This is a genomic window from [Scytonema hofmanni] UTEX 2349 (genome assembly GCF_000582685.1).
GTDB classification, from domain to species: Bacteria; Cyanobacteriota; Cyanobacteriia; order Cyanobacteriales; family Nostocaceae; genus Hassallia; species Hassallia hofmanni.
Genome location: NZ_ALWD01000163.1, coordinates 103,914 through 127,499 on the forward strand (window position 1 = coordinate 103,914; position 23,586 = coordinate 127,499).

Sequence of the window (23,586 nt, forward strand, 5' to 3'; positions counted from 1 at the left end):
GTGAGGTATGACGATGCGTTCCTGCAAGCTTGGGTTAGGTGTGTTTATTTGTCTGTTGGCTGTTGTTTCGACTTCGTTGGGTTCTAGTTTGCCGATGGTGTTTGCTGCGTCGCGGGTTTTGGCGCAGAGTAATACTGAGCGTAAAGCAGAAGCTGATCGGCTTTTGAACGAAGGATTCGATTATCGTCGATTCGGTAAGGTTGAGCTAGCTTTAAAGTCTCATGGGCAAGCACTTCAAATTTATCGGGAAATAAAAGACCGTCGAGGTGAGGCTATGGCATTGTCCGCTTTCGGTGACGTATACATCAACTTGGGAAACTTTCCTAAAGGGATTGAATACTTTCAACAGTCTCTGGCGATCGCACGCTCGATCAAAAAGCCTGACATCGAGTTTTGGATACTTTCATATCTTGGTAGTGCTTATTCTGGGCTGGGAAATTACCCGCAAGCAATTGAGTATGCAGAACAAAGCTTAATAATTTCAAGGCAATTAAAAGACAAGCAGAAGGAGGGTAATGCATTACAAGACTTGGGTACTGTGTATCGCAAATTGGGAGACTATCAAAAAGCAATTGACTATGTAGAGCAGGGATTGAAAATAGCACGGGAAGTCAAAAATGATTTAGAAGAGGGGAGCGCCTTAAAAGAATTGGGGGAGATTTACTGGTATGAGGGAGATTATGCGAAAGCAATTGAATATTTCCAACAGGGATTAAAAATTTTCCGGGATATCAAACGTCCTTATGCTGAAAGTACAGCGCTTGATGGTTTAGGTCGGGTTTATTGGAAACAAGGAAATTACTCCAAAGCGGTTGAGTATTTTACACAGGGATTGAGAATTTCACGGGAATTCAAAGACCGTCGAGGTGAGGGAATAGACTTATTAAACTTGAGTAATGTTTATAGTGAACAGGGAAATTACCCAATAGCTATTGATTATTTACAACAGTCTTTATTAATTGCAGAGGAAACAAAAAACCTTCTTAGCAAAGGAAAAATACTAAATAATTTAGGCAATATTTTCTACAAACAGGGTAAGTTAGCCTTAGCAGAAACAACTCTTATCGAATCATTGAAGGTAAAAGAATCTCTTCGAGATAGTAAATTGGGTGATAATCAAAAAGTTTCATTGTATGAAACCCAGCGCAATACATATAATACTCTACAAAAAGTCCTCATCGCCCAGAATAAAATCGATGCAGCTTTAGAAATAGCTGAACGTAGTCGTTCTAGAGCTTTTGTAGAGTTATTAGCATCTCGCTTGACTGCTAACGCTAACGATGATTTAAAATCACCTCAAGCATTACAGAAACAAAAAAATACTAAATTACAAAATACTACTTTTGTTCAAAATTCAATTTTTTCTAGTTCTAATTTACCATTAGTATTTACAGCATCGCAGATATTAGCGCAGACTAATAATGAGCGTAAAGCGGAAGCTGATAGGTTATTGAATCAAGGTATTCAGCAGTATCAAACAAGTCAACTTACAGCAGCATTGAAGCTTTGGGAGCAAGCACTACAAATTTACCGCGAAATCAAAGACCGTCAAGGTGAAGGGAAAGTGCTGGCTAATATTGGTCTTGTTCATGATGCTTTTGGAGAATATAGAAAAGCTATTGAGTATCAAGAAAATGCATTGAATATCTTTCGAGAAATTGGAAATCGTCAAAACGAAGGAAAAGCACTGGGCAATCTTGGTAACGCTTATATCGATTTGGGGGATTATCAGAAAGCATTTTACTATTACAATGAAAATTTGAAAATTGCACGAGAAATAAAAGACCCTCAAAGTGAGAGTGATGCTCTAGGAAATATAGGTCTTGTTTATGATGCTTGGGGAAAGTACCCTAAAGCCATTGAGTACCATCAACAAAGGTTAGCGATCGCACGAGAAATTCAAGACCGTTTTGGTGAGGGTCAATCACTCGGAAATATAGGTATTGCCTATGATGCCTTAGGGAACTACCGCAAAGCAATTAAGTACCATCAACAAGCCTTGGTAATTAACCGACAAATAAAAAACCGTCGCGGAGAAGCTATTTCACTGGGAAATCTTGGTAATGCCTACCATTCCTTGGGAAACTACCCCGAAGCCATTAAGTATCATCAACAAAGCTTAACAATTAAACGAGAAATTCAAGACCGTCGTGGAGAGGGTATTTCACTTGTAAATCTCGGTAATACCTACCATTCCTTGGGAGACTACCCCAAGGCAATTGAGTACCATCAACAAAGTTTAGCGATCGCCCGCGAAATCAAATATCGTAATGGTGAGGGTGCAGCATTGGGGAATCTTGGTATTGCCTACCAAGCTTCAGGAAACTACCCTAAAGCCATTGAGTATCAACAACAAAGGTTGGCTCTAGCACGAGAAATTCAAGACCGTCTTGGTGAGGGTCAATCACTGGGAAATATAGGTGCTGCTTATGATACCTTGGGAGACTACCCCAAAGCCATTAATTACTACCAGCAAAGTTTAGCGATCGCACTAGAAATAAAAGACCGTCTTGGTCAGGGTTCAGCACTAGGGAATCTTGGTACTGCTTATGGTGCTTTGGGAGACTACCCCAAAGCCATTGATTACCAACAGCAAAGGTTGAAAATTGCACGGGAAATAAAAGACCGTCTTGGTGAAGGTCAATCGCTGAATAATCTAGGACTTGTTTTCTACAAACAAGGAAAACTAACTTTAGCCGAAAGTACCCTAATTGAATGCATAAAAGTTTTGGAATCTCTGCGAGGTCGAGAATTAAAGGATAGTGAGAAAATCTCAATTTTTGAAACCCAACGTAATACATATAATATTTTACAAAAAGTCCTCATCGCTCAGAATAAAACTGATGCAGCTTTAGAAATAGCCGAACGTAGTCGTGCTAGAGCATTTGTAGAGTTATTGGCGTCTCGCTTAACTGCTAACGATGATTTCAAATCACCTCAACCATTAGAAAAACAAAAAAATACTAAATTACAAAATACTACTTTTGTTCAAAATTCCATTTATTCAGCTTCTAATTTACCAGTAGCATCGCAGATATTCGCCCAGACTAATACTGACCGCAAAGCGGAAGCTGATAGGTTATTTAATCAAGGTATTCAGCAATTTCAAACTAGTCAGTTTGAAGCTGGATTAGACTCTTGGCAACAAGCACTACAAATCTACCGAGAAATAAAAAACCGACAAAATGAGGGGAAAACCCTGGGTAATCTTGGTAATGCTTATTATTTTATAGGAAACTACCCAAAAGCGATTGATTACTACCAGCAATGTTTAGCGATCGCCCGTGAGATTAAAGACCGTAAAAGCGAGGGACAATCTCTAGGTAATCTCGGTCTTGCTTATGATAGTTTAGGAAACTACCCAAAAGCGATTGAGTATCATGAACAAAGTTTGGCGATCGCAAAGGAGATTAAATACCGTCAAGGTGAGGGCGCAGCATTGGGTAATCTTGGTCTTGCTTATGACAGTTTAGGAAACTACCCAAAAGCGATTGAGTATCATGAACAAAGTTTGGCGATTGCTCGTGAGATTCAAAATCGTCGAGGTGAGAGCGCAGCAATGGGTAATCTTGGTAGCGCTTACTTTTCTTTAGGAGACTACCAAAAAGCAATTGATTACCACCAACAAAGTTTAGTTATAGCTAGAGATATTAAAGACCGTAAAGGCGAAGGTGGTGAGCTGAGTAATCTCGGCAATGCTTACGTTTCTTTAGGAGACTACCAAACAGCAATTGATTTTTACCAACAGAGTTTAGTAATTGCCAGAGAGATTAAAAACCGCAAAGGAGAGGGTAGCGTCCTGGGAAATCTTGGTATGGTTTACCAGAAGCAGGGAAATTACCCGAAAGCGATTGAGTACCATCAGCAACGTTTAGTAATTGCTAGAGAGATTGGAGATCGTGAAGGTGAGAGCAACGCTCTCGGTAATCTAGGTGTTGTTTATTATTCTCTTGCAAACTATCCAAAAGCGATTGATTATTCTCAGCAGTTTTTAAGTAAAGCTAGAGAGATTAAATATCTTCTGGGAGAGGGAACCGCTTTAAATAATTTAGGATTTGCTCTCTACAAATCTGGTGATATTGTCGCAGCAGAAAAAACTCTGTACGAGGGAATTAAAGTTTATGAATATCTCCGAAATACAAAATTAAATGATACTAGCAAAGTCTCTATCTTTGAAACGCAAAGAAGTGCATATAATACTCTGCAACAAGTTCTTATTGCTCAGAATAAAACTGATGCAGCTTTAGAAATAGCCGAGCGAGGAAGAGGACGTGCCTTTGTAGAGTTACTCGCTTCTCAAGTATCTTCTAACCCTCAAGAACAATTATCTAACCCACCAAATATTGACCAAATTAAACAAACTGCCAAATCACAAAACGCCACATTGGTACAATATTCAATTATTACTGATGACTTCAAAGTAGCAGATAGACAAGAAACCAAAGAATCAGAGCTATATATCTGGGTGATAAAACCTACAGGTGAAGTTACATTCCGCAAAGCAGACCTTAAACCTCTGTGGCAAAAAGAAAATATAAATTTAAATAGCTTCGTTACCATCAGTCGTCAATCAATCGGTGTTAGAAGTCGCGGGATTCAAGTATCTTACAAACCCAGTTTATCCAAAGGGGAAAATAATTTAAAACGACTACATGAACTGTTAATTAATCCTATCGCTGACTTATTACCTAAAAAAGAAACTGACAAAGTAATCTTCATACCTCAAAATTCATTATTTCTTGTACCCTTCCCCGCATTGCAGGATAAAAAGGGTAAATATCTGATAGAAAAACATACTATTCTCACCTCACCCTCAATTCAGGTTTTAGATTTAACCCGTCAGCAACGTCAAAAGGTAAGGAAAAGTTCAACAAGTGTGGCAGCAGAGCTTAATTTCACATCTCCACTCATTGTAGGTAATCCTACCATGCCGAAAGTTGCCTTAAAAATTGGGGATAAACCGCAACAATTAACTTCCTTACCTGGTGCAGAGAAAGAAGCCAAAGCGATCGCATCCTTATTTAACACCCAAGCTTTAATTGGCAATAACGCTACAGAAGCAGCGATTGTACAACGCTTACCCCAAGCGGGAATTATTCATTTTGCCACCCACGGCTTATTTGATGATATTCGAGGATTAGATAGTGCGATCGCTCTCACACCAGAAAATCCTAATTCCCTCTCATCATCTCTAACCAAGGAAGATAAAAAGCGCGATGGACTATTAACAGCAGAAGAAATTCTCGATCTGAAAATCAACGCTGATTTGGTTGTTCTCAGTGCTTGTGACACAGGTAGAGGTCGAATAACTGGTGATGGTGTTATTGGTTTATCTCGTTCTTTAATTAGTGCTGGTACTCCCAGTGTAATTGTCTCTTTATGGGCTGTAGATGATGGTTCAACTGCCTTTTTAATGACTGAATTTTATCAAAATTTGCAACAGAAACTTGACAAAGCCACTGCATTACGAAACGCCATGCTTACCGCTAAGAAAAAATATTCTAGTCCATCTCAATGGGCTGCTTTTACTCTTATTGGGGAGTCGGAATAAATCTAGTCATAATTGCCTTGGCTATGATTAATGCTCACAAAATAGATCGATAAATGCTTGTATTGTGTCAGCTAAATTTATTGAAACTTAGGAAAATTAAAGATGAAAACAGATATTACACCAAAATTAATCTCAACAGGTAATCAATTTAATCTGGCAATATTGAGGGTAGCATCAATCATTACTATTGCTGGATTATTAAGTGGTATACCAGCAGCTACTGCACTTAAATCCAAGCAAGAAATTATTGCTCAGAACTCACCTTCTCCAACTTCTCAAGCAACATCTACAGATAAATTATTGCAAGAAGGAATCACGCAGCTACGCGAATATAAACTCAGGGATGCTGAAAAAACCTTTCAACAAGTGTTATTGCAAAGACGACAACAAAATGATGCTGTCGTTCTAAACTATCTAGGCGAAGTTTATAATTTATTGAGTCAGCCAACACAGGCTTTAAAGTTTTCTCAAGAAGCTTTAGCAATCGCTCAAAAATTAAATAATCGCCCACAGGAAGCAGAAGCACTAGATAATATTGGTAATGCCTACAGTGGATTTAAACAATATTCAAAAGCGTTGGATAATTTTCAAAAAGCTTTGATTATTTGGCGAGAAATTAAAGATATTAAGGGTGAGGCAAGTAGTTTAAGTAATATTGCTACGGTTTATATTAATCAAGGTTATTTTTCTAAGGCTGTAGAAGTTTTAGAGCGATCGCTATCTATTCGACGACAAATTAAAGATAGTTTTAACGAACCAGAAACAATTGCTTTATTGGGTTTTAGTCACTATGCTTTGGGTAAAATTGACCAAAGCTTTGAGATGTTAAATCAAGCTTTAAAGCTTAGTCGTCAGGTAAATAATCCTAAAGCTGAAAGTACTGCACTAATGTCAGCAGCGACAGTTAATATTTTATCAAGACAAGCTGACAAACAACTAGAGTATATGCAACCAGCATTGGTACTTGCTAAACAAAGCGGTAATCTATTGGAAGAAATGAAACTTCTTGCTTATATTGCAGATGCTTATAATGAGTTAAAGAAGCCTAAAAAAGCACTTGAATACAGTCAGCAAAGTTTAGAAATAGCTCAGAAAGCATTAGCTATTTATCAAAAACAAAAAAATCGTGCTGAAGAAGCTCAAATTTTGATAAATATTGCCTCATTTTATAGTAAGCAGCAACAGTATGACAAAGCCTTAGCATTATATCAGCAAGCTTTAGGAATTTTTCAAGAGATCAAGCAGCGAGAATTAGAATTAGACACTCTCAGTAACATCGCTTCTATTTATAACCAGCAACAAAAATTTGATAAATCTTTAGAACTATACAAGCAGGCACTGATAATTTTTCGAGAACTCAAGAATCCTCCGGCACAATCAACGCTGCTTAGTTCAATAGCAATAACCTACAAAAATTTACAGCAGCATCAAAAAGCAATTGAATATTCCCAACAAGCTTTAGCAATTTCTCAAGAAAATCAACTACCTTTATTTGAAGCTATTAATCTTTACGGAATATGTCATATTCACTTTGATTTGAAACAGTACAATCAAGCAGCAGATAGCTGCAAGCAAACTTTAAGCCTTTTTCAAAAAATCAAAATTCCAGATACCTCAAATATTAGTATTATTAATTATTTAGGATTAATACACGAAGAACAACAAAATTACTCTCAGGCAGAAATATATTATAAACAAGTTTTGGCTATACAAGAAAAATTACATGGTTCTGATAGTATTGAAATTATTCAGAATATCCAAAAGTTAGGTTATGTCTATGATAATCAAGGTAAATATCGGGAAGCTTTACCATATTTTCAACGCGCTTTGACTATTACAGAAAAAGCTCATGGTTTAGAACATCCAGAAGTTGTTAAACGGATTTGGCATTTGACTAATATTCACATCAAGTTAGCAAATTACCAAGAAGCATTAAAATTTGCTCAACGCGCTTTAGAAATTACTAAAAAGGTACATGGTTCCAAACATGATGATGTTGCAACTAGTCTTAATAATCTAGGTAATATATATAGAAATCTCGGAAAATACCAAGAAGCTTTATTAAATCATAAGCAAGCCTTATCAATTTTGGAAAATATTTCTAAAAATGGTGATTTTTGGAGTGATTTTAATTTAGCAAATCAGCTTAATAATTTAGCATCTCTCTATCAAGACTTTGGTAATTATCAAGAAGCTGAAACTTTATTTCAACGTAGTTTCAACATTCGTGAAAAGTTATATCAGAATGCGTTGACAGCCAAACCTCCTGAAAAAGATTATAAAATCAATTCTTTAGCTGGAAGAGTTGCTGGTAGTCTTAATAATTTAGCTAATTTATATCAAGATAAAGGAAATTATACGGAAGCAGTAAAGCTTCATCAACAAGCTTTATCTCTTCATGAAAAAGCATTTGGAAAAGAACATCCTGATGTTGCTTTGAGTCTAAGTAATCTTGCTTCTGCTTATAGACAGTTAGGAAAGTATCAGGAAGCGATACCTTTGCTAGAACGTGCTTTGCAAATAAACCAAAATTATTTTGGTGCAGAACACCCACAAGTTGCATCAAACCTTAATATATTAGGGATACTATACCAAGAGCAAGGTAAATTTAAACAAGTACTGGATTTATATCAACGTGCATTAAAAATTCGGGAAAAGGCATTTGGTAACGAGCATCCGTTAGTTGCTAGCAGTCTCAATAATCTTGCTGGTTTCTATAGCACACAAGGTAATTATCAACAAGCAATGGATCTATATAAACGTGCTTTTGAAATCCGTCAGAAAATATTTGGTGATGAACATCCAGATGTTGCTAGTAGCTTGAGTAATTTGGCAAGTGTATATCAAGATCAGGGTAAATATCAAGAAGCCCTTTCCTTACATAAACGTGCTTTAGAAATTCGAGAAAAACTCTTAGGTTCCGAACATCCAGATATCACTATTAGTCTTAATAATTTAGCAGAATTATACACAACACAAGGAAAATATCAACAAGCAATAGAGTTACATCAACGCGCTCTTGCTATTAAGAATAAAGTATTTGGTATAGAGAATATTAACAGTGCCAGAAGTATTAGTAATTTGGCTAGTCTTTACGCTGATATAGGCAACTATAAAGAAGCTCTTCCTTTATTTCAAAGTGCTTTAGCTATACGAGAAAAAATATTAGGTTCTGAACATCCTGATGTTGCCAAGACTCTTAACAGCTTAAGTCTATTCTACGCAGAGCAAGGTAACTATCCAGAAGCACAAAAACTTAGCCAACGCGCTTTATATATTCAAGAAAAAGCATTTGGTAAAGAACATCCTGATGTTGCATCAAGCATCAATAATCTCGCTGAAATCTACAAAAGCTTGGCTAAATATAACGAAGCCATAGAATTACACCAACGCGCTAAAGCAATTAATGAAAAAGTATTTGGTACAGAACATTCCCAGATAGCATATAGCCTGAACAATTTAGCTGGTGCATATTTAGCCCAAGGGAATTATCCAGAAGCACTAAAGTTATATCAAGAAGCTTTGAAAATTAACAAAAAGGCATTTAATGATGAGCATCCCTTAGTTGCTCAATCACTGCAAAACTTGGCTAATTTATATAGTGATTTGGGGAATGATAAAGAGGCTGAAGCTTTATACGAAAAAGCTTTAACTGTCAGCGAAAAGGTGTTTGGTAGTAATCATCCGATGGTTGCGACAATCGCTAGCAATCTTGCATCTACTTATTATCACCAGGAAAATAATACTGAGGCAGAAAAATTGATGCAACGTGCTTTAGACATCCGAGAACAGGTATTTGGAGCAAATCATCCTGATGTTGCCCTCAGTCTGAATAATTTAGCTCTTTTATATAATAACCAAGATAAACATCAAGAATCTCTTCAGCTTTTACAACGTTCTTCAGGTATCTTGGAAAAAGTATATGGTACTAATCATCCCCAAGTTGCACTCAATTTAAGTAACCAAGGTTGGACTTATTATCTTTTAGGAAATAATCAAAAAGCACTGGAACTCTTGCAAAAATCGCTTTCGATGACAGAAAGCTTTTTTGGCTCCCAACATCCAGGTGTTGTTAAAGATTTAAGATTACAAGCTTATGCATACCATGCTCAAGGTGATATAAACCGTGCTATTGAAGTGAGAAATCGCAGTTTAGATATTAGCGATCGCAATCTCAATATTATCCTTGGCATCGGTTCAGAACGCCAAAAACAAAACTATATGATGGCGTTAATCAGTGATTCAACCAGCACCACAGTTTCCTTACACCTCCAGTCAGCACCCAATAATTCCGAAGCTGCAAAACTCGCTCTCACCACAATCCTTCGCCGGAAAGGACGTATACTTGATGTTCTCAGTGATAGTCGTAGCTGGTTACGACAAAACCTTACCCCAGAAAACCAAAAATTATTTGACGAACTCACAACCATCAGTTCCCAACTTGCAAGACTCACATACACTGAATCTAGTAACTTTGGTAAAGAATTTGCAAAACTCCAAGCTGAGTACGACAAATTAGAAGCAGAACTCTCTAAACGTAGCAGCGAATTTCGCACTGTCACTCAAATTACCACAATTGAATCAGTGCAAAAATTAATACCTACTGATGCAGCTTTAGTAGAATTTACGCTGTATCAACCCTTAATCAATCCCAAAGCTGGAAAAAAGAGCGATCGCTATGGCAAACCCCATTATGCTGCATATATCCTAACATCCCAAGGCGCACCACAATGGGTAGATTTAGGAGAAGCGGAAGCTATTGATCGAGAAATTACTGAATTTGGTGAAATTCTGCAAACTAAATCCCGCGATGTCAAACCAGTTGCGCGTCGCTTGGATAGCAAACTCATGCAACCCATCCGCAAACTATTGGGTGACAAGCGAAAACTGCTACTTTCTCCCGACAGCCAGCTGAATCTAATTCCCTTCGCTGCGCTGGTAGATGAAAATAACCGCTATTTGGTAGAAAATTACACTATTAATTACCTTACTACCGGACGTGACTTACTGCGCTTATCAAACCAAGCACCCAGCCGTCAAACACCTGTGGTGATGGCAAATATTGATTTTGGCAATGCTGCAAGTAATTTATCTCTGTCGGGAAAAGGCGATCGCCAAACAAAACGTTCCTCGGAATTTGACAGACTAAAATTCTCACCCTTACCAGGAACAAAGGAAGAAGCCGAAGCCATTACCCCCTTATTAAAAGATGTCAAACTCCTAACAGGCAATCAAGCCACAGAAGACGCATTGAAACAAGTGCGATCGCCCAGTATTTTACATATCGCTACTCACGGTTTCTTTCTCACCGATGAAAAAATAGACTTTCCAGATATTCAAGATTTAGCTGTGGCAAATCGCGGAATCAATGTCAAACTTGGTTCCAAGGTGAGTAAAAACATTCAAAATCCCCTCTTACGTTCTGGTATTGCGTTAGCTGGGTTTAACAACCGTCGCAGTGCTGATGAAGATGGTGTACTGACAGCCTTAGAAGCATCTTCTTTAAATTTATCGGGTACTAAATTAGTCGTACTTTCCGCTTGTCAAACAGGAGTGGGTAAAGCCACCAACGGCGAAGGGGTATATGGTTTGCGTCGTGCTTTTGTGATGGCTGGTACCCAAAGTCAGTTAATTAGTCTCTGGAATGTTGATGATTTGGGAACTAAAGAACTGATGGTGAAATATTACGGACGATTAATCAAAAATGAAGGACGTTCCGAAGCCTTGCGACAGACGCAATTAGAAATGTTGAAGTCCCAGCAGTATCAACATCCTTTTTACTGGGCTGCTTTCATCCCTTCTGGCGATTGGACTCCTGCTAAATTTTAGCCCCAATTTTGGCATATCCTCCCAACAGCTAGAAATATACATCACCAACCCGCATAAAAGAGACAAAAAATCATGCAAAATATATCATTTCCTAAAAAATCCGTGAAAACCAACACTAAATTTAACTTGATAATTTTACGATTAGGCACATTTATTAGCCTTACAGTTTTATTGAGTGGAATAACCGAAGTAGCTTTTTCTTCTAAACAAAAAATTATTACTCAAAACTCAATTCTCTCTACTCCTCAATCAACATCTACAGATAAATTATTGCAAGCAGGAATCACCCAGCTACGCGAATATAAACTCAGAGATGCAGAGAAAACTTTTCAACAAATTTTAGCACTGCGTCAAAAACAACAAGATTCTTTAGGTGAAGCAGAAGCATTAAATTATTTGGGCGAAGTTTATAACTCATTAGGCGAATATCCAGAAGCGCAGAAAGCATTAACTCCAGCATTAGCTATTTATCAAAAGCTGAATAATCGCCAAGGTGAAGGTAATGTCTTAGATAATCTGGGTGATACTTATGGTGGATTAAAAGAATATTCAAAAGCACTAGAAACCTTTCAAAAAGCTTTGACTATACGCCGAGAAACAAATGATAAGAAAGGGGAGGGTGAAACACTAACAAATATTGGTGTAGTTTATATTAGTCAGGGTAAATTTCCAGAAGCAGTAGAACCACTGCAAGAATCTTTAAAAATTAGACGACAAATTAAAGATAGTTTTTATGAACCTGAAACGATTGCCTATTTAGGTTTATTAAATAGAACTTTAGGGAAAAATGAAGAAAGTTTAGAATTACTCAATCAAGCCTTACAACTTAGTCGTCAAGTCAAAAACGTCCGTTCAGAAGCAATAGCTTTGACGTTTAATGGTTTAGTTTATCAAGGTTTGAAGCAAGGTGATAAAGCCCTTGAATTCTATCAACCTGCATTAGCAATCATCAAAAAAGGCGGAAATCTCTCTGGAGAAGCTTCTATACTCAATTACATGGGATTATCTCACCGCAATTTAAAACAATATACCCAAGCAATAGATTATTTTCAACAAGCTTTATCCATTAATCGAAAACTAGATAAACGTGAAGCTGAAGCCGAAAATTTACTTGCCATTGGTTTATCTCAACATGATTTAAAACAATATCCTCAAGCAATAGAATATTTTCAACAGGCTTTACTCATTAATCAAAAGCTCAAAAACCGCCAATCTGAAGCCGAAACTTTACTTGCCGTTGGCTTAAGTTACTTGGAACAAAAAACTTCAAAGCTAGCCTTAGATTCTTTAGGTAAAGCATTAGTAATCTATCAACAGCTTAAACAACCTGACACACAAGAAACAATTTTATCTTTAATAGGAGGTATTTACAAAATTCAATTAAAAGATTATCCCAAAGCATTAGAATACTATCAGCAAGCTTTAGCTATTGCTCGACAATTAAAAGAACCTAAAGATATAGCTGGTAATCTTGGCGCTCTTTGCGATACTTATTATCTGATGACAGATTATCAAAAAACTTTAGATACTTGCCAGGAAGCTTTAACAATTTATGAAAAAATACCCAATAAAAAAGAACGCGAAGCTTCAATGCTTCGCACTCTCGGACAGATAAACGAATTACAAAAAAACTACACCCAAGCCGAGTCATTTTTTCAACGCAATCTAGCAATAAATTCTGATTTACACGGTCAGGATAGTATTAAGATTGTAGATAATATTTTAGAATTAGCAATTTTGTATCGCACTCAAGGTAAATATGGGCAAGCTTTACCATATTATGAACGAGTTTTAGCGATTCGAGAAAAAAATCTTGGTTCACAACACCCAGATGTAGCAATGAGCCTTAATTTAGTTGGTAATGTTTATAAGGATTTAGCTAAATACCAAGAAGCATTAAATTATTATGAACGCGCTCGAAAAATAGCTGAGAATAATCCTAATCAGGCAGAGAATTATTCTGACGTTCTGAATAATATAGCTATTGTTTATAGTTTACTAGGAGATGATAAGAAAGCAATTATTTTATATGAAACATCTATAAAAATAACAGAAAAAACATCGGGTAATGAAAGTTCCCAAATGAGTAGAAATTTAGCTAATCTTGCTAATTCTTATGAAAAATTAGGAGATTATCAGAAATCTGAAGAACTATATAAGCGCTCGTTGACAATAGATGAGAAACAATATGCAAAAGCAGCAAATGCTAAACTCTTGGAGGATGCAACTTATCTGAGAAATAGTGCAAGCAGTCTTGCTAAATCTCTGCAAAAATTGGCTGATTTATATCAGATACAGGGAAAATATCACGAAGCGATTCAGTTATATCAAAGAGCGCAAACAATAAGTGAAAATTATTTTGGAACTGAACACCCTCAAGTTGCTACAATTCTCAACAATCTAGCTTTGGTTTATAAAGAGCAAGGAAAATATCAAGAAGCGCTGCAACTGTACCAACGTGCTGAGAAAATATTTGCAAAAACTTTTGGTACTGAACATCCTGAATATGCTAGCTTTCTTGGGAATTTAGCGAATTTATACCAAGACCAAGGTAATTATGCAGAAGTATTATCTCTGTATGAACGTGCGTTAAAAATTAAAGAAAAGACATTGGGATCTGAACACCCAGAAGTCGCTCTTAGCCTAAATAATTTAGCTCGTGCCTACCAAATACAAGGAAGGTACTCAGATGCAATAAAATGTTATCAACAAGCTCTAGCAATTAACGAGAAAGTATTAGTACCAGACCATCCTCAAGTTGCTATAAATATTAATAATTTGGCGACTCTATATCAAGAACAAGGAAACTACTCAGAAGCACTGAAAAACTATCAACTGGCTTTCGTTATTCGCAAAAAAATATTTAGTCCTGAACATCCAGATATTGAACAAAGTCTAAATAACTTAGCAAATATTTATAAAGACATGGGCAAATATCAGCAAGCGATTGATTACTTAAAAGATGCCCAAACTATAGCCGAAAAAACATTTGGTTCTCAACATCCAAATATTGCGCGAATTTTGAATAACTTAGCATCTGTCTATCAAGAACAAGGTAATTATGCAGAAGCATTAAAACTGTTCCAAAATGCTTTAGAGATTCGCCGTAAAACATTTGGTTCTGAGCATCCAGATGTTGCTGTTAGTTTGAATAATATTGCTGTTCTGTACAAGGAACAAGGAAATTACACAGAAGCATTAAAATTATTCCAATCAGCTTTGAAAATTCATGAGAAAAAATTTGGATTTGAACATTATTTTATTGCTCAAAATCTAAATAATATAGCTTCTATATATGAAGACCTAGATAATTTTCCAGAAGCTATGGCAAAATATCAGCGTGCTTTGGAGATTCGCACTAAAGTATTTGGTTCTGAACATTATTTAGTCGCTCAAAGTTATAATAATTTGGCTGGTTCCTATAAACTACAAGGAAAATACACTGAGGCTATTGATTTATATCAAAAATCTCTAAAAATAAATCAAAAGGTCTTTGGTGATGAGCATCCAATAGTTGCCCAAAGCTTCAGTAATATTGCTACTGTTTATGATGATTTAGGAAATTATCGAGAAGCTGAAGCTTTGTATAATCGTGCTTTAGCTATTAATGAAAAAATATTTGGTAAAGTCCATCCAAGAGTGGCTCTTAATCTTAATAATTTAGCTGTTTTATATTACATCCAAGAGAGATATGGCGAATCAACAGAGAATATTCAAATTGAACCTCTAATGAAACGCGCTTTAGATATTCAAGAAAAAATATTTGGCTCCAATCATCCCGATGTTGCTCTCAGTCTGAATAATCTATCAAGTTTATATAATGTGCAGGGTAAATCTCAGGAATCTCTTAAACTGTTACAACGTTCCTTAGCGATTTACGAGAAAGCCTATGGTACTAAACATACCCTAGTCGCAATTAACCTGAGCAACCAAGCTTGGACTTACTTTGTTTTGGGTAACACTCAAAAAGCAGTGGAACTCACGCAAAAATCTCTTGACATCACAGAAAGTATCGTTGGTTCCCAACATCCCGATTTTGTGAATAACTTGGGAATGCAAGCTTTGTACTACAATGCCCAAGGTGACACATCTCGTGCGATTGAGTTGAGAAAGCGCGGTTTAGAAATAGGCGATCGCAATCTCAATATTATCCTTGGCATTGGTTCGGAACGCCAGAAACAAAATTATATGGCGTTACTTGTAGAGTCAGGTGATTTTGCAATATCTTCCCACCTCCAGTCAGCACCAAATAACCCCCAAGCAGCAAACCTCGCTCTAACTACAATCCTCCGTCGCAAAGGACGCATACTTGATGTTCTCAGCGATAGTCGAAACTGGTTGCGACAAAACCTTACCCCGGAAAACCAAAAACTATTTGACGAACTTTCCAACGCAAACTCCCAACTTGCAAGGCTTTTATACAATAAACCTAGTAATTTTACTAACGCACAATATCGCCAAGAAGTTGTCCAACTTAAGACTAAAGCCGAGAATTTAGAAGCAGAACTCTCTAAACGCAGCGCGGAATTTCGCATTACAACCCAACCTGTAACTATTGAAGCAGTACAAAAATTGATACCTGCGGATACAGCTTTAGTAGAATTTGTTCAGTATAAACCCTTAACCAACATCAAAGGTGTAAAACGAAGCGATCGCTATGGCAAACCTCGCTATGCTGCCTACATTCTCACATCCCAAGGCTCAACCCAATGGGTAGATTTAGGGGAAGCAGAAGCCATCAATCAAGAAATTGCCGAATTTGGTGACATCCTGCAAAGTAAATCCCGCGATGTTAAACCAGTTGCGCGTCGTCTGGATAGCCAATTAATGCAACCAATCCGCAAATTATTGGGTGATAAGCGAAAACTGCTACTTTCTCCCGACAGCCAACTTAATTTAATTCCCTTTGCAGCCTTAGTCGATGAAAATAACCGCTATTTAGTAGAAAATTATACTATTAATTATTTAACGACAGGGCGTGACTTACTGCGATTATCTAATCAGCCATCTAGTGTTCAACCACCTGTTATGATGGCGAATATTGATTTTAATAACGCGGCAAATAACGCACTTATACCCGTAGGTAACAAAGAAGATTTAAAACGCTCCTCAGAAATCAACAGACTCACATTTAGTCCCTTACAGGGAACAAAGGAAGAAGCAGATGCCATTTTACCTCTGCTGAAAGAAAGAGGTATAAATGTAAACATTTTAACAGGAAGTCAAGCCACAGAAAACGCATTGAAACAAGTGCGATCGCCTAGTATTCTCCATATCGCTACCCACGGCTTCTTTCGCACCGATGAAAAAATAGAAGTTACCGATACTTTTGATGAAAATCGTGCAATCAAAGTCAACCCAGGTTCCAGTCGTCGGGTGAGCAAAAACTTTGAAAATCCCTTACTGCGTTCCGGTATCGCTTTAGCTGGAGCTAATCAACTTCGCAGTGGTAGCGAAGATGGTGTACTGACTGCATTAGAAGCATCTTCCTTAAATTTATCGGGTACTAAATTAGTCGTACTTTCAGCTTGTCAAACAGGAGTAGGTAAAGCAACCAACGGCGAAGGGGTATATGGTTTGCGTCGTGCGATCGTCATTGCTGGTGCCCAAAGTCAGTTAATTAGTCTATGGAATGTCAGCGATTCTGGTACTAAAGAACTGATGGTGAAATATTACGGACGATTAATCAAAAATGAAGGACGTTCCGAAGCTTTGCGGCAGACGCAATTAGAAATGTTGAAATCCCAGGAGTATCAACATCCATTTTTCTGGGCTGCTTTTATACCTTCCGGAGATTGGACACCTGCCAAATTTTAGCATATCCTCCCAAAAGCTAGAAATATACTACTTTGATGCAACTTATACCAATTTTATGTGAGGTTGCGCTTTATTCGCCCTGCGCCGAGCGCACGCTACGCGAACAGGCTATAAGCCTGGGGCTATACAAACAAGGAACACCTGCGTGGGCTAAATTAGGCGCATCTTCATAAAGAAACGGTATTAAGTATCAAAGTATAAAGCCTAACATCATTCACATTAAACTCAAAATCCAAAATCTTATGACACACATCAAACGCCGTCAATTTCTGCAATTCGCTAGTTCTGCTTTAGCAACAGTCGGTATCAGCCAATTGGATATTATGCGCCAATCCGAACAATATGCTAAAGTTCTAGCACAAAATACACCCCGCAAATTGGCATTATTGGTAGGAATTGATGAGTATAAAAATAACATCACACCATTAGCAGGTTGCAAAAATGATGTTTTGTTGCAACGTGAATTATTAACTCACCGCTTTGGTTTTAACGACAAAGATATCTTGACTTTGACTAATGCACAAGCAACACGCCAAGGTATTTTACAGGCTTTTGAACAACATTTAATTGACCAAGCTAAACCCGGCGATGTGGTAGTATTCCATTATTCAGGGCATGGTTCAAGAGTACAAGATAAAGACCGTGATACACCGGATGGACTCAACGGTACACTTGTTCCCTTTGATAGTTCTTTACCTCCTAATGGTGGTGTAGTCCAGGACATTATGGGACATACTTTGTTTCTGCTTATGTATGCGTTAAAAACTGAAAATGTCACCGTCGTCCTAGATAGTTGTTACTCTGGTGCAACCAAACGAGGTAATTTAGTAGTGCGTTCCCGCAATGGAGGAAGTAAGTTTTTGCCCAGTCCCGCAGAGTATGAAGAACAGCGTAAATTGCTGGCAAAAACCGGACTTTCAGCACAAGAGTTTATCAATAAACGTAAAAAAAATGTTGCCAAAGGTATTGTAATTACTGCTGCTAGACGTGACCAAGAAGCCCTTGAAGCCAGAACAAGTGACTTTAGTTCTGGAGCTTTTACTTACGCATTAACTCAATATCTTTGGCAACAAATAGGGGATGAATCTTTTAATAAAACTTTTGTGAATGTTCGTGAAAGCACTCAAGAAATCATCTGGAATCAAGAAGGAGCCGGTGAGCGTCAGATACCAGAAATAGAGCAAAATTTGCCAGGAAATTCAAATGCATCAATATATCATTCCACACTCAAAGCAGTTCCAGCAGAGGCTGTTGTCACCGATATTAATGGCGATGAAGTAAATTTATGGTTGGGAGGTATACCTTCACAAAGCTTAGAAGGATTTAATGAAAAAGCAGTTTTTACAGTAGTAGATGCAAATGGTCAAGGACGGGGACAGGTGCAAATTTCATCCCGTCAAGGATTAACAGCTAAAGGCAAATTAGTTAACACCCCACGCACCCAACTACAGAAAGGTACACTTTTACAAGAGCGTATCCGCACTATCCCCAAAGATTTAACTTTAAAAATTGGACTAGATGATACTTCTTTAGATAGCAACACTATAAAACAAGCCAAACAAGCACTACAGGCTATTAACCGTATAGAAGCACTGTCATTGGAACAAAGCGAAGTACATTATATCTTCGGTCGCATGACCCAAGCTAAATACCAAGAACTACAACAAAAGCGCATATCAAACTTGCCTGCTGTCGGCAGTTTTGGGCTATTTTCACCAACATTGGATGGAATCATTTCCAGTTCCTTTGGCAATGCAAATGAAGCAGTAAGTAGTGCAGTGGAACGCTTACGACCGAAGCTAAAATCATTTCTAGCAGCCAGAATTGTTAAAGATATACTTGGCAACACAAATACATCGAAAATAAGTATAACTGCTTCAATGGTTGTTGCTGGTAGTCAAAAACTACTCGCCGAAACTTTCACAACTCGTAGTATTAAACAAAATACTGGAGTAGTAAATTCTCCCAAACCAACCAAACCGATAAACTTTTCCAATTCAGGTATGGCAAAATTGCCCGTAGGAATCAGTATAGCCTTCCAAATTCAAAACAACGAATCTGTACCCCTCCACGTTAGTATTTTAGGCATAGACAGCACCGGAAGAATGGACGTTATTTTCCCTTACGATCGCTCAGAAGGTGCGACAATAATACAACCAAGGCAAAAACTTTTAATTCCTCAACCACCTGAACCAGGGGAAAAACCTACCACCTTTGATATTTCAGAACCACTTGGTTTTGGAGAAGCTCTTATCATCGCCAGTACTGAACCATTACGTGGTTTTATAGATATAATAAAAACATTAGCAAATACTAGAGGAATAAGCGATCAACGCAGTCCCATCCCAGATATTACCGGAGACGAATTTTTAGATTTAACTAATAGTTTGCTAGATGATTTAGACAGAAGCACACGCGGGGGAACTGGTAATGAAAATACACAGCTTCCTCCAGATACTCGTGGAAGTGATGCTACCAAGTTAGCTGTAATGTCGATTCCATTTGAGGTTATTTCGTAAATAAATATACAGCATAGATAAAAGTATTTACTGAGCGATACACTCCCAACAGTGTGCTTTGACCAAAACGGTGTTTGGCAGTCGCAGAAATTACCCTCTATCAACCATCTCCGTTTTCTTAAACGGGAGATATAAGCCAATGCACCTGCGATGGCGCTCCGCGCCCGTCGTAGACAATCGCATCCTTAAAATATGCATTTGCAGCGATCGTAGTAAGGGACTTCCAAGCAATAAAATCACCCAATACAATTTAGAGGAGGGAAGGAGAAACAGCCGCTTTCTTCTCTACCTAAAAATGATTATCATTCTTGTTTAAATATGGCTTCTTAGTTTTTGTTGATTAATTTATTCTTTGGAAGTCCCTTAAATAACTCTAAACTCACCGTTAACCATCGCATGGGAATCACCAAAAAGGGTGTGGGGTGTGGGGTTCATAAGGTTCTTTCGCCACACCCAACACCGATCGCAGTAATCGGTTTGACTGCTACTTTGAATTGCGCTTTAATGAAGTCTAAAATTAAACATGACTATTAAGTGTGGGTTGACGCTAGGAAAATATGCTCCTCTTCATAAAGGACACCAATTAGTTATTGAAACTGCCACTTCCTTAATGGATGAGGTAATTGTGATGATTTATGATTGTCCTGCGGTAACTGCTGTACCTCTTGCGGTTCGTGCTAATTGGTTGCGGAAAATTTATCCAAAAATTGAGGTAATTGAAGCGTGGGATGGTCCGACCGAGATAGGGAACACACCTGAAATTGAAAAAAAGCACTCCGATTATATTCTTAAGCGATTAGAATCAAGAAAAATTACCCATTTTTTCTGTAGTGAATTTTACGGCGAACATGTTAGTCGAGCGCTGAATGCCGTCAATTACCTTGTGGATTGCGATCGCAAAATTATTCCGATTTCAGGTACCCAAATTAGAAAAGACCCATTAGCATCTATGAGCTTTACGGCAATGTGGCTGTTGGCGCGAATGAGGATTGAAAACTGGTTTTACTGGATTATAGTTGACGTTATCGGTATTGGACTGTATTACGTTAAAGGAGTCAAATTCATTGCTTTGCTCTACGTTATTTTGCTGTTTATGGCAATCAACGGTCTAATCTCTTGGTTCAAGAAAGCTAAAATGCAAGATTTTTAATTGATATTTTACCGATGTTGTTTTCTCCAATCCCAAGGTGTAACAGCATTCTCTTCGCTCCACATACAAAAAAGCAATTAAGACGGCCCGAACCGGGATGCGATCGCATTTCTTTGAGCATGGGCATTTCCTTATTGTGTGCCTTCAAAAAACGGGATACCCACGACCCGCACTACTCCCCAGAAATCAAACTAACATCACCGCGCTATATTCCCAAGATATTATCTATAATTCCAGGTGCTAACTGCGATCGCTTCTGTGCGTACCGGGTACGCCCGGAGCGCTTCGGGTGTTGCATGGTATTGGCGCAGAGTCGCAGTTGGAGGGGTAGCGATCGCTTACCCCACTCCTCAACTGCAACTCACAATCAACAACAAAAAACCCCGGTGAAAGCAACCGAGGTGATGTTTGAGAAGCCCAATTGTCGATGAGATGCCGATACCAAAATCAATAAATCTTAACTAACGCTCAAGCCAACCAAAACATTGCGTTTGCAGTTGATTGTTTCATTGCTACTTAATCCTCAATTCCCACGCCACATCGAATTGGCACAAACAATCATATTTTTTACTGCACAAAAATTGACCGCACCAAAATACTTATCACCTCACCAGGGTTAGCTGTTAGTTGTGGTCTGCTCCAATCACTAACTTCTGCGTAGCCAACGACTTTTAAGTAGTGAATGGTACTTGTCACGGCTTTGGGCGTACCAATCAGCAAGTGTCTGAGTGGTTCTCTGCATGGAATTGTCTGGGGGTTAGTTTCGTTTGATTCAGGTGCATTTGGATCGGTGCTGGATAAAAAAGCTCGAATCGTATTTTGTACTTCATAATTTCCGCCCTCTTCGGGTGCTGTCGAAGAAGCTTGTTGGGCTATGTACAACTCAAGTTCCAATTGGGCGATCGCTTGAGAGTCGCAGAGAATTTGTGATTGTGTCATCATTGTTTTTATCTCCCGATATGGGGGGTTTACTACATGAAGGCGATCGCACTGGTTCCGGCAAGAATTGAGCGATCGCCTTTGTTATTTCATAATTATATCGATTAATCGTTTAAACGCTTAATCAACAAAGCGACTAAATTAGTAATTGACAATAGGAACGAAGGATGTGTATGTGACAACTTAAAGAATGAATCCTCCCGTTCCACCCAAATTCACCAAAAGACATGAAAGAAAAGCTGTGCAGCAGTCCAAGGTCAAAATTCGTTGCCGCTTACAAGATTTAATCGATGTCCAAGGCATGACGAGATCGGCATTGGCGACTGCGACAGGACTGACCAGTGCAGCCATCAGGGGACTATGCGAGAACACCGCAAAGCGCTACGACGCTGATACCCTAGCCGTCCTGTGTGACTTTTTTGGGTGCGATATGGGCATATTGTTTGAGGTTGTTCCAAGAGAAGGTGAGGGGAGCGATCATGGGTATCGAGCGTGATGTCGATCGCCCCTTTATATCTGCACTAAGTAATCGACCACGAGGGTGATCGCGGAATAAAACACAATGCATCTCAATGCCAATCGGAGTCTGCGGGATAACCCCAACGGCTCCACCATATTGAATATAGGTAAATAAACGGGTATGAGAAGAAGGGATTAAGCAGTCAGTTGTAGCAATTGGCGTGCGTAAAGAGCGCCATACGTCACACTAAATCCGCCAAAATATCCGTCATCGCTTTCTGCAACTTCTGCCGATTATCATCATATTTCATCACGGTGTCGGGTTTAGCATGACGGCTAAATCGTTGCGTGGCGCGGTAATTACCATTATTTTTATCCAACACCGTAGTAATCGAACTATGACGAATGCGGTGCGGTGACATTTGTTTAGTAATACCAACTTCCTTGCATAAAAGAGAAACCAACCGCCGAATTGCTTCCCCAGTTAGACGTTTACCATTGCCGTTGTAGGCAATAACGGTAAATAGCGGCTGTTTTAATTTACTTGCCCTTTTACTCGCTATCAGCCAATCAGCTAGAGCTTCCACAGTTTTGCGACTCAAATCAACTACTACTTTTTGAGTCCCCTTGCCCTTACCTAATATAGATAAAGTGCTTGATTGGGCGTTAAAGTCCCCCACATTTAAATTACATACTTCACTTCGACGCAGCGCATTATCCCACAACAAGCGCAAGATTGCATAATCTCGTTTACCCTTGAGAGTTTTTCTATCCACTAACGCCAGCACTTTGGCAAAATCGGCAGCGGCAATGCCTGTTGTGTCTCTGTATGATTCAACATGCTCCCCCTTAACATCTTCGAGGGTGTAGTTACACACCCCCAACTTGCGCCCCATCGCGGTGAGAGACTTAATTGCACTCAACCGTCGATTGACTGTTGCTTCTGCAAGTTTTTTCTTATTGACCAGGTAAGCTTTGTACTTTAACACCACCGCGACGGCGTGACGCTGCTCTAGGTGTAGAAACTCCAGCACTAAATGTTGATCTGGCAGCCTGCCTGAGATAAATAAAAAGAAATCCCGTAAATCTTTCTCGTATGCCCGTTTTGTATTAGGCGATCGCGTATCACTAAGCAACTGGTCAATTACATCCGGGTCGCCATCAATACAAAAATCATCGCCGATTGTTAGCGCGTAGGCATTTTCGAGAACAGTGACGCTCAACGGGTACTGGTCAGGCATAACAGAATAAATGGTGTGATAATGACGATTTCCGCACTATTCTATTTACCCACACAACGGGGGCTGATAAATCACAAGAGT

9 protein-coding genes are annotated in these 23,586 nt (G+C 38.5%); 7 read left to right on the forward strand and 2 right to left on the reverse strand.

The genetic code is table 11. The features are described 5' to 3' along the window. Positions 1-13 precede the first annotated feature (13 nt). The 6 genes from TOL9009_RS41900 (at position 14) to TOL9009_RS45000 (ending at position 21,297) form a co-directional block, all read left to right on the forward strand. A complete protein-coding gene (locus TOL9009_RS41900) occupies positions 14-5,551 on the forward strand; it encodes a CHAT domain-containing protein (RefSeq protein WP_051502749.1) in 5,538 nt (1,845 codons plus the stop codon). 102 nt (positions 5,552-5,653) lie between these two features. Next, on the forward strand, positions 5,654-11,380 hold the full coding sequence (locus tag TOL9009_RS41905; protein ID WP_051502750.1) for a tetratricopeptide repeat protein: 5,727 nt from the start codon (positions 5,654-5,656) through the stop codon (positions 11,378-11,380). 72 nt (positions 11,381-11,452) lie between these two features. Next, positions 11,453-17,197 (forward strand): CHAT domain-containing protein, encoded by a 5,745-nt coding sequence (locus TOL9009_RS41910; RefSeq protein ID WP_051502751.1) that lies wholly within the window; start codon positions 11,453-11,455, stop codon positions 17,195-17,197. A 242-nt stretch (positions 17,198-17,439) separates the two neighbouring features. Then, positions 17,440-19,716, forward strand: coding sequence for a caspase family protein (locus TOL9009_RS0102150; RefSeq protein WP_029630867.1), 2,277 nt, complete (start codon positions 17,440-17,442; stop codon positions 19,714-19,716). A gap of 523 nt (positions 19,717-20,239) precedes the next feature. Continuing rightward, on the forward strand, positions 20,240-20,866 hold the full coding sequence (locus TOL9009_RS37570; RefSeq protein ID WP_084763072.1) for a nicotinamide mononucleotide transporter: 627 nt from the start codon (positions 20,240-20,242) through the stop codon (positions 20,864-20,866). A gap of 119 nt (positions 20,867-20,985) precedes the next feature. Continuing rightward, positions 20,986-21,297, forward strand: a complete 312-nt coding sequence (locus TOL9009_RS45000) for a hypothetical protein (protein ID WP_144238119.1) — start codon at positions 20,986-20,988, stop codon at positions 21,295-21,297. Between the two features lie 136 nt (positions 21,298-21,433). On the opposite strand, the gene TOL9009_RS0102165 is transcribed toward TOL9009_RS45000, so the two are convergent. After that, positions 21,434-21,808, reverse strand: coding sequence for a hypothetical protein (locus TOL9009_RS0102165; RefSeq protein WP_313770037.1), 375 nt, complete (start codon positions 21,806-21,808; stop codon positions 21,434-21,436). Positions 21,809-21,995: 187 nt separating this feature from the next. Here TOL9009_RS0102165 and TOL9009_RS37575 point away from each other — a divergent pair, with 187 nt between their 5' ends. Then, entirely contained in the window at positions 21,996-22,301 is a 306-nt protein-coding gene (locus TOL9009_RS37575; protein WP_199341314.1) for a helix-turn-helix domain-containing protein, read from the forward strand. A 205-nt stretch (positions 22,302-22,506) separates the two neighbouring features. Here TOL9009_RS37575 and TOL9009_RS0102175 read toward each other — a convergent pair whose 3' ends face one another. Next, positions 22,507-23,505, reverse strand: a complete 999-nt coding sequence (locus tag TOL9009_RS0102175) for a tyrosine-type recombinase/integrase (protein WP_029630870.1) — start codon at positions 23,503-23,505, stop codon at positions 22,507-22,509. Positions 23,506-23,586 lie beyond the last annotated feature (81 nt).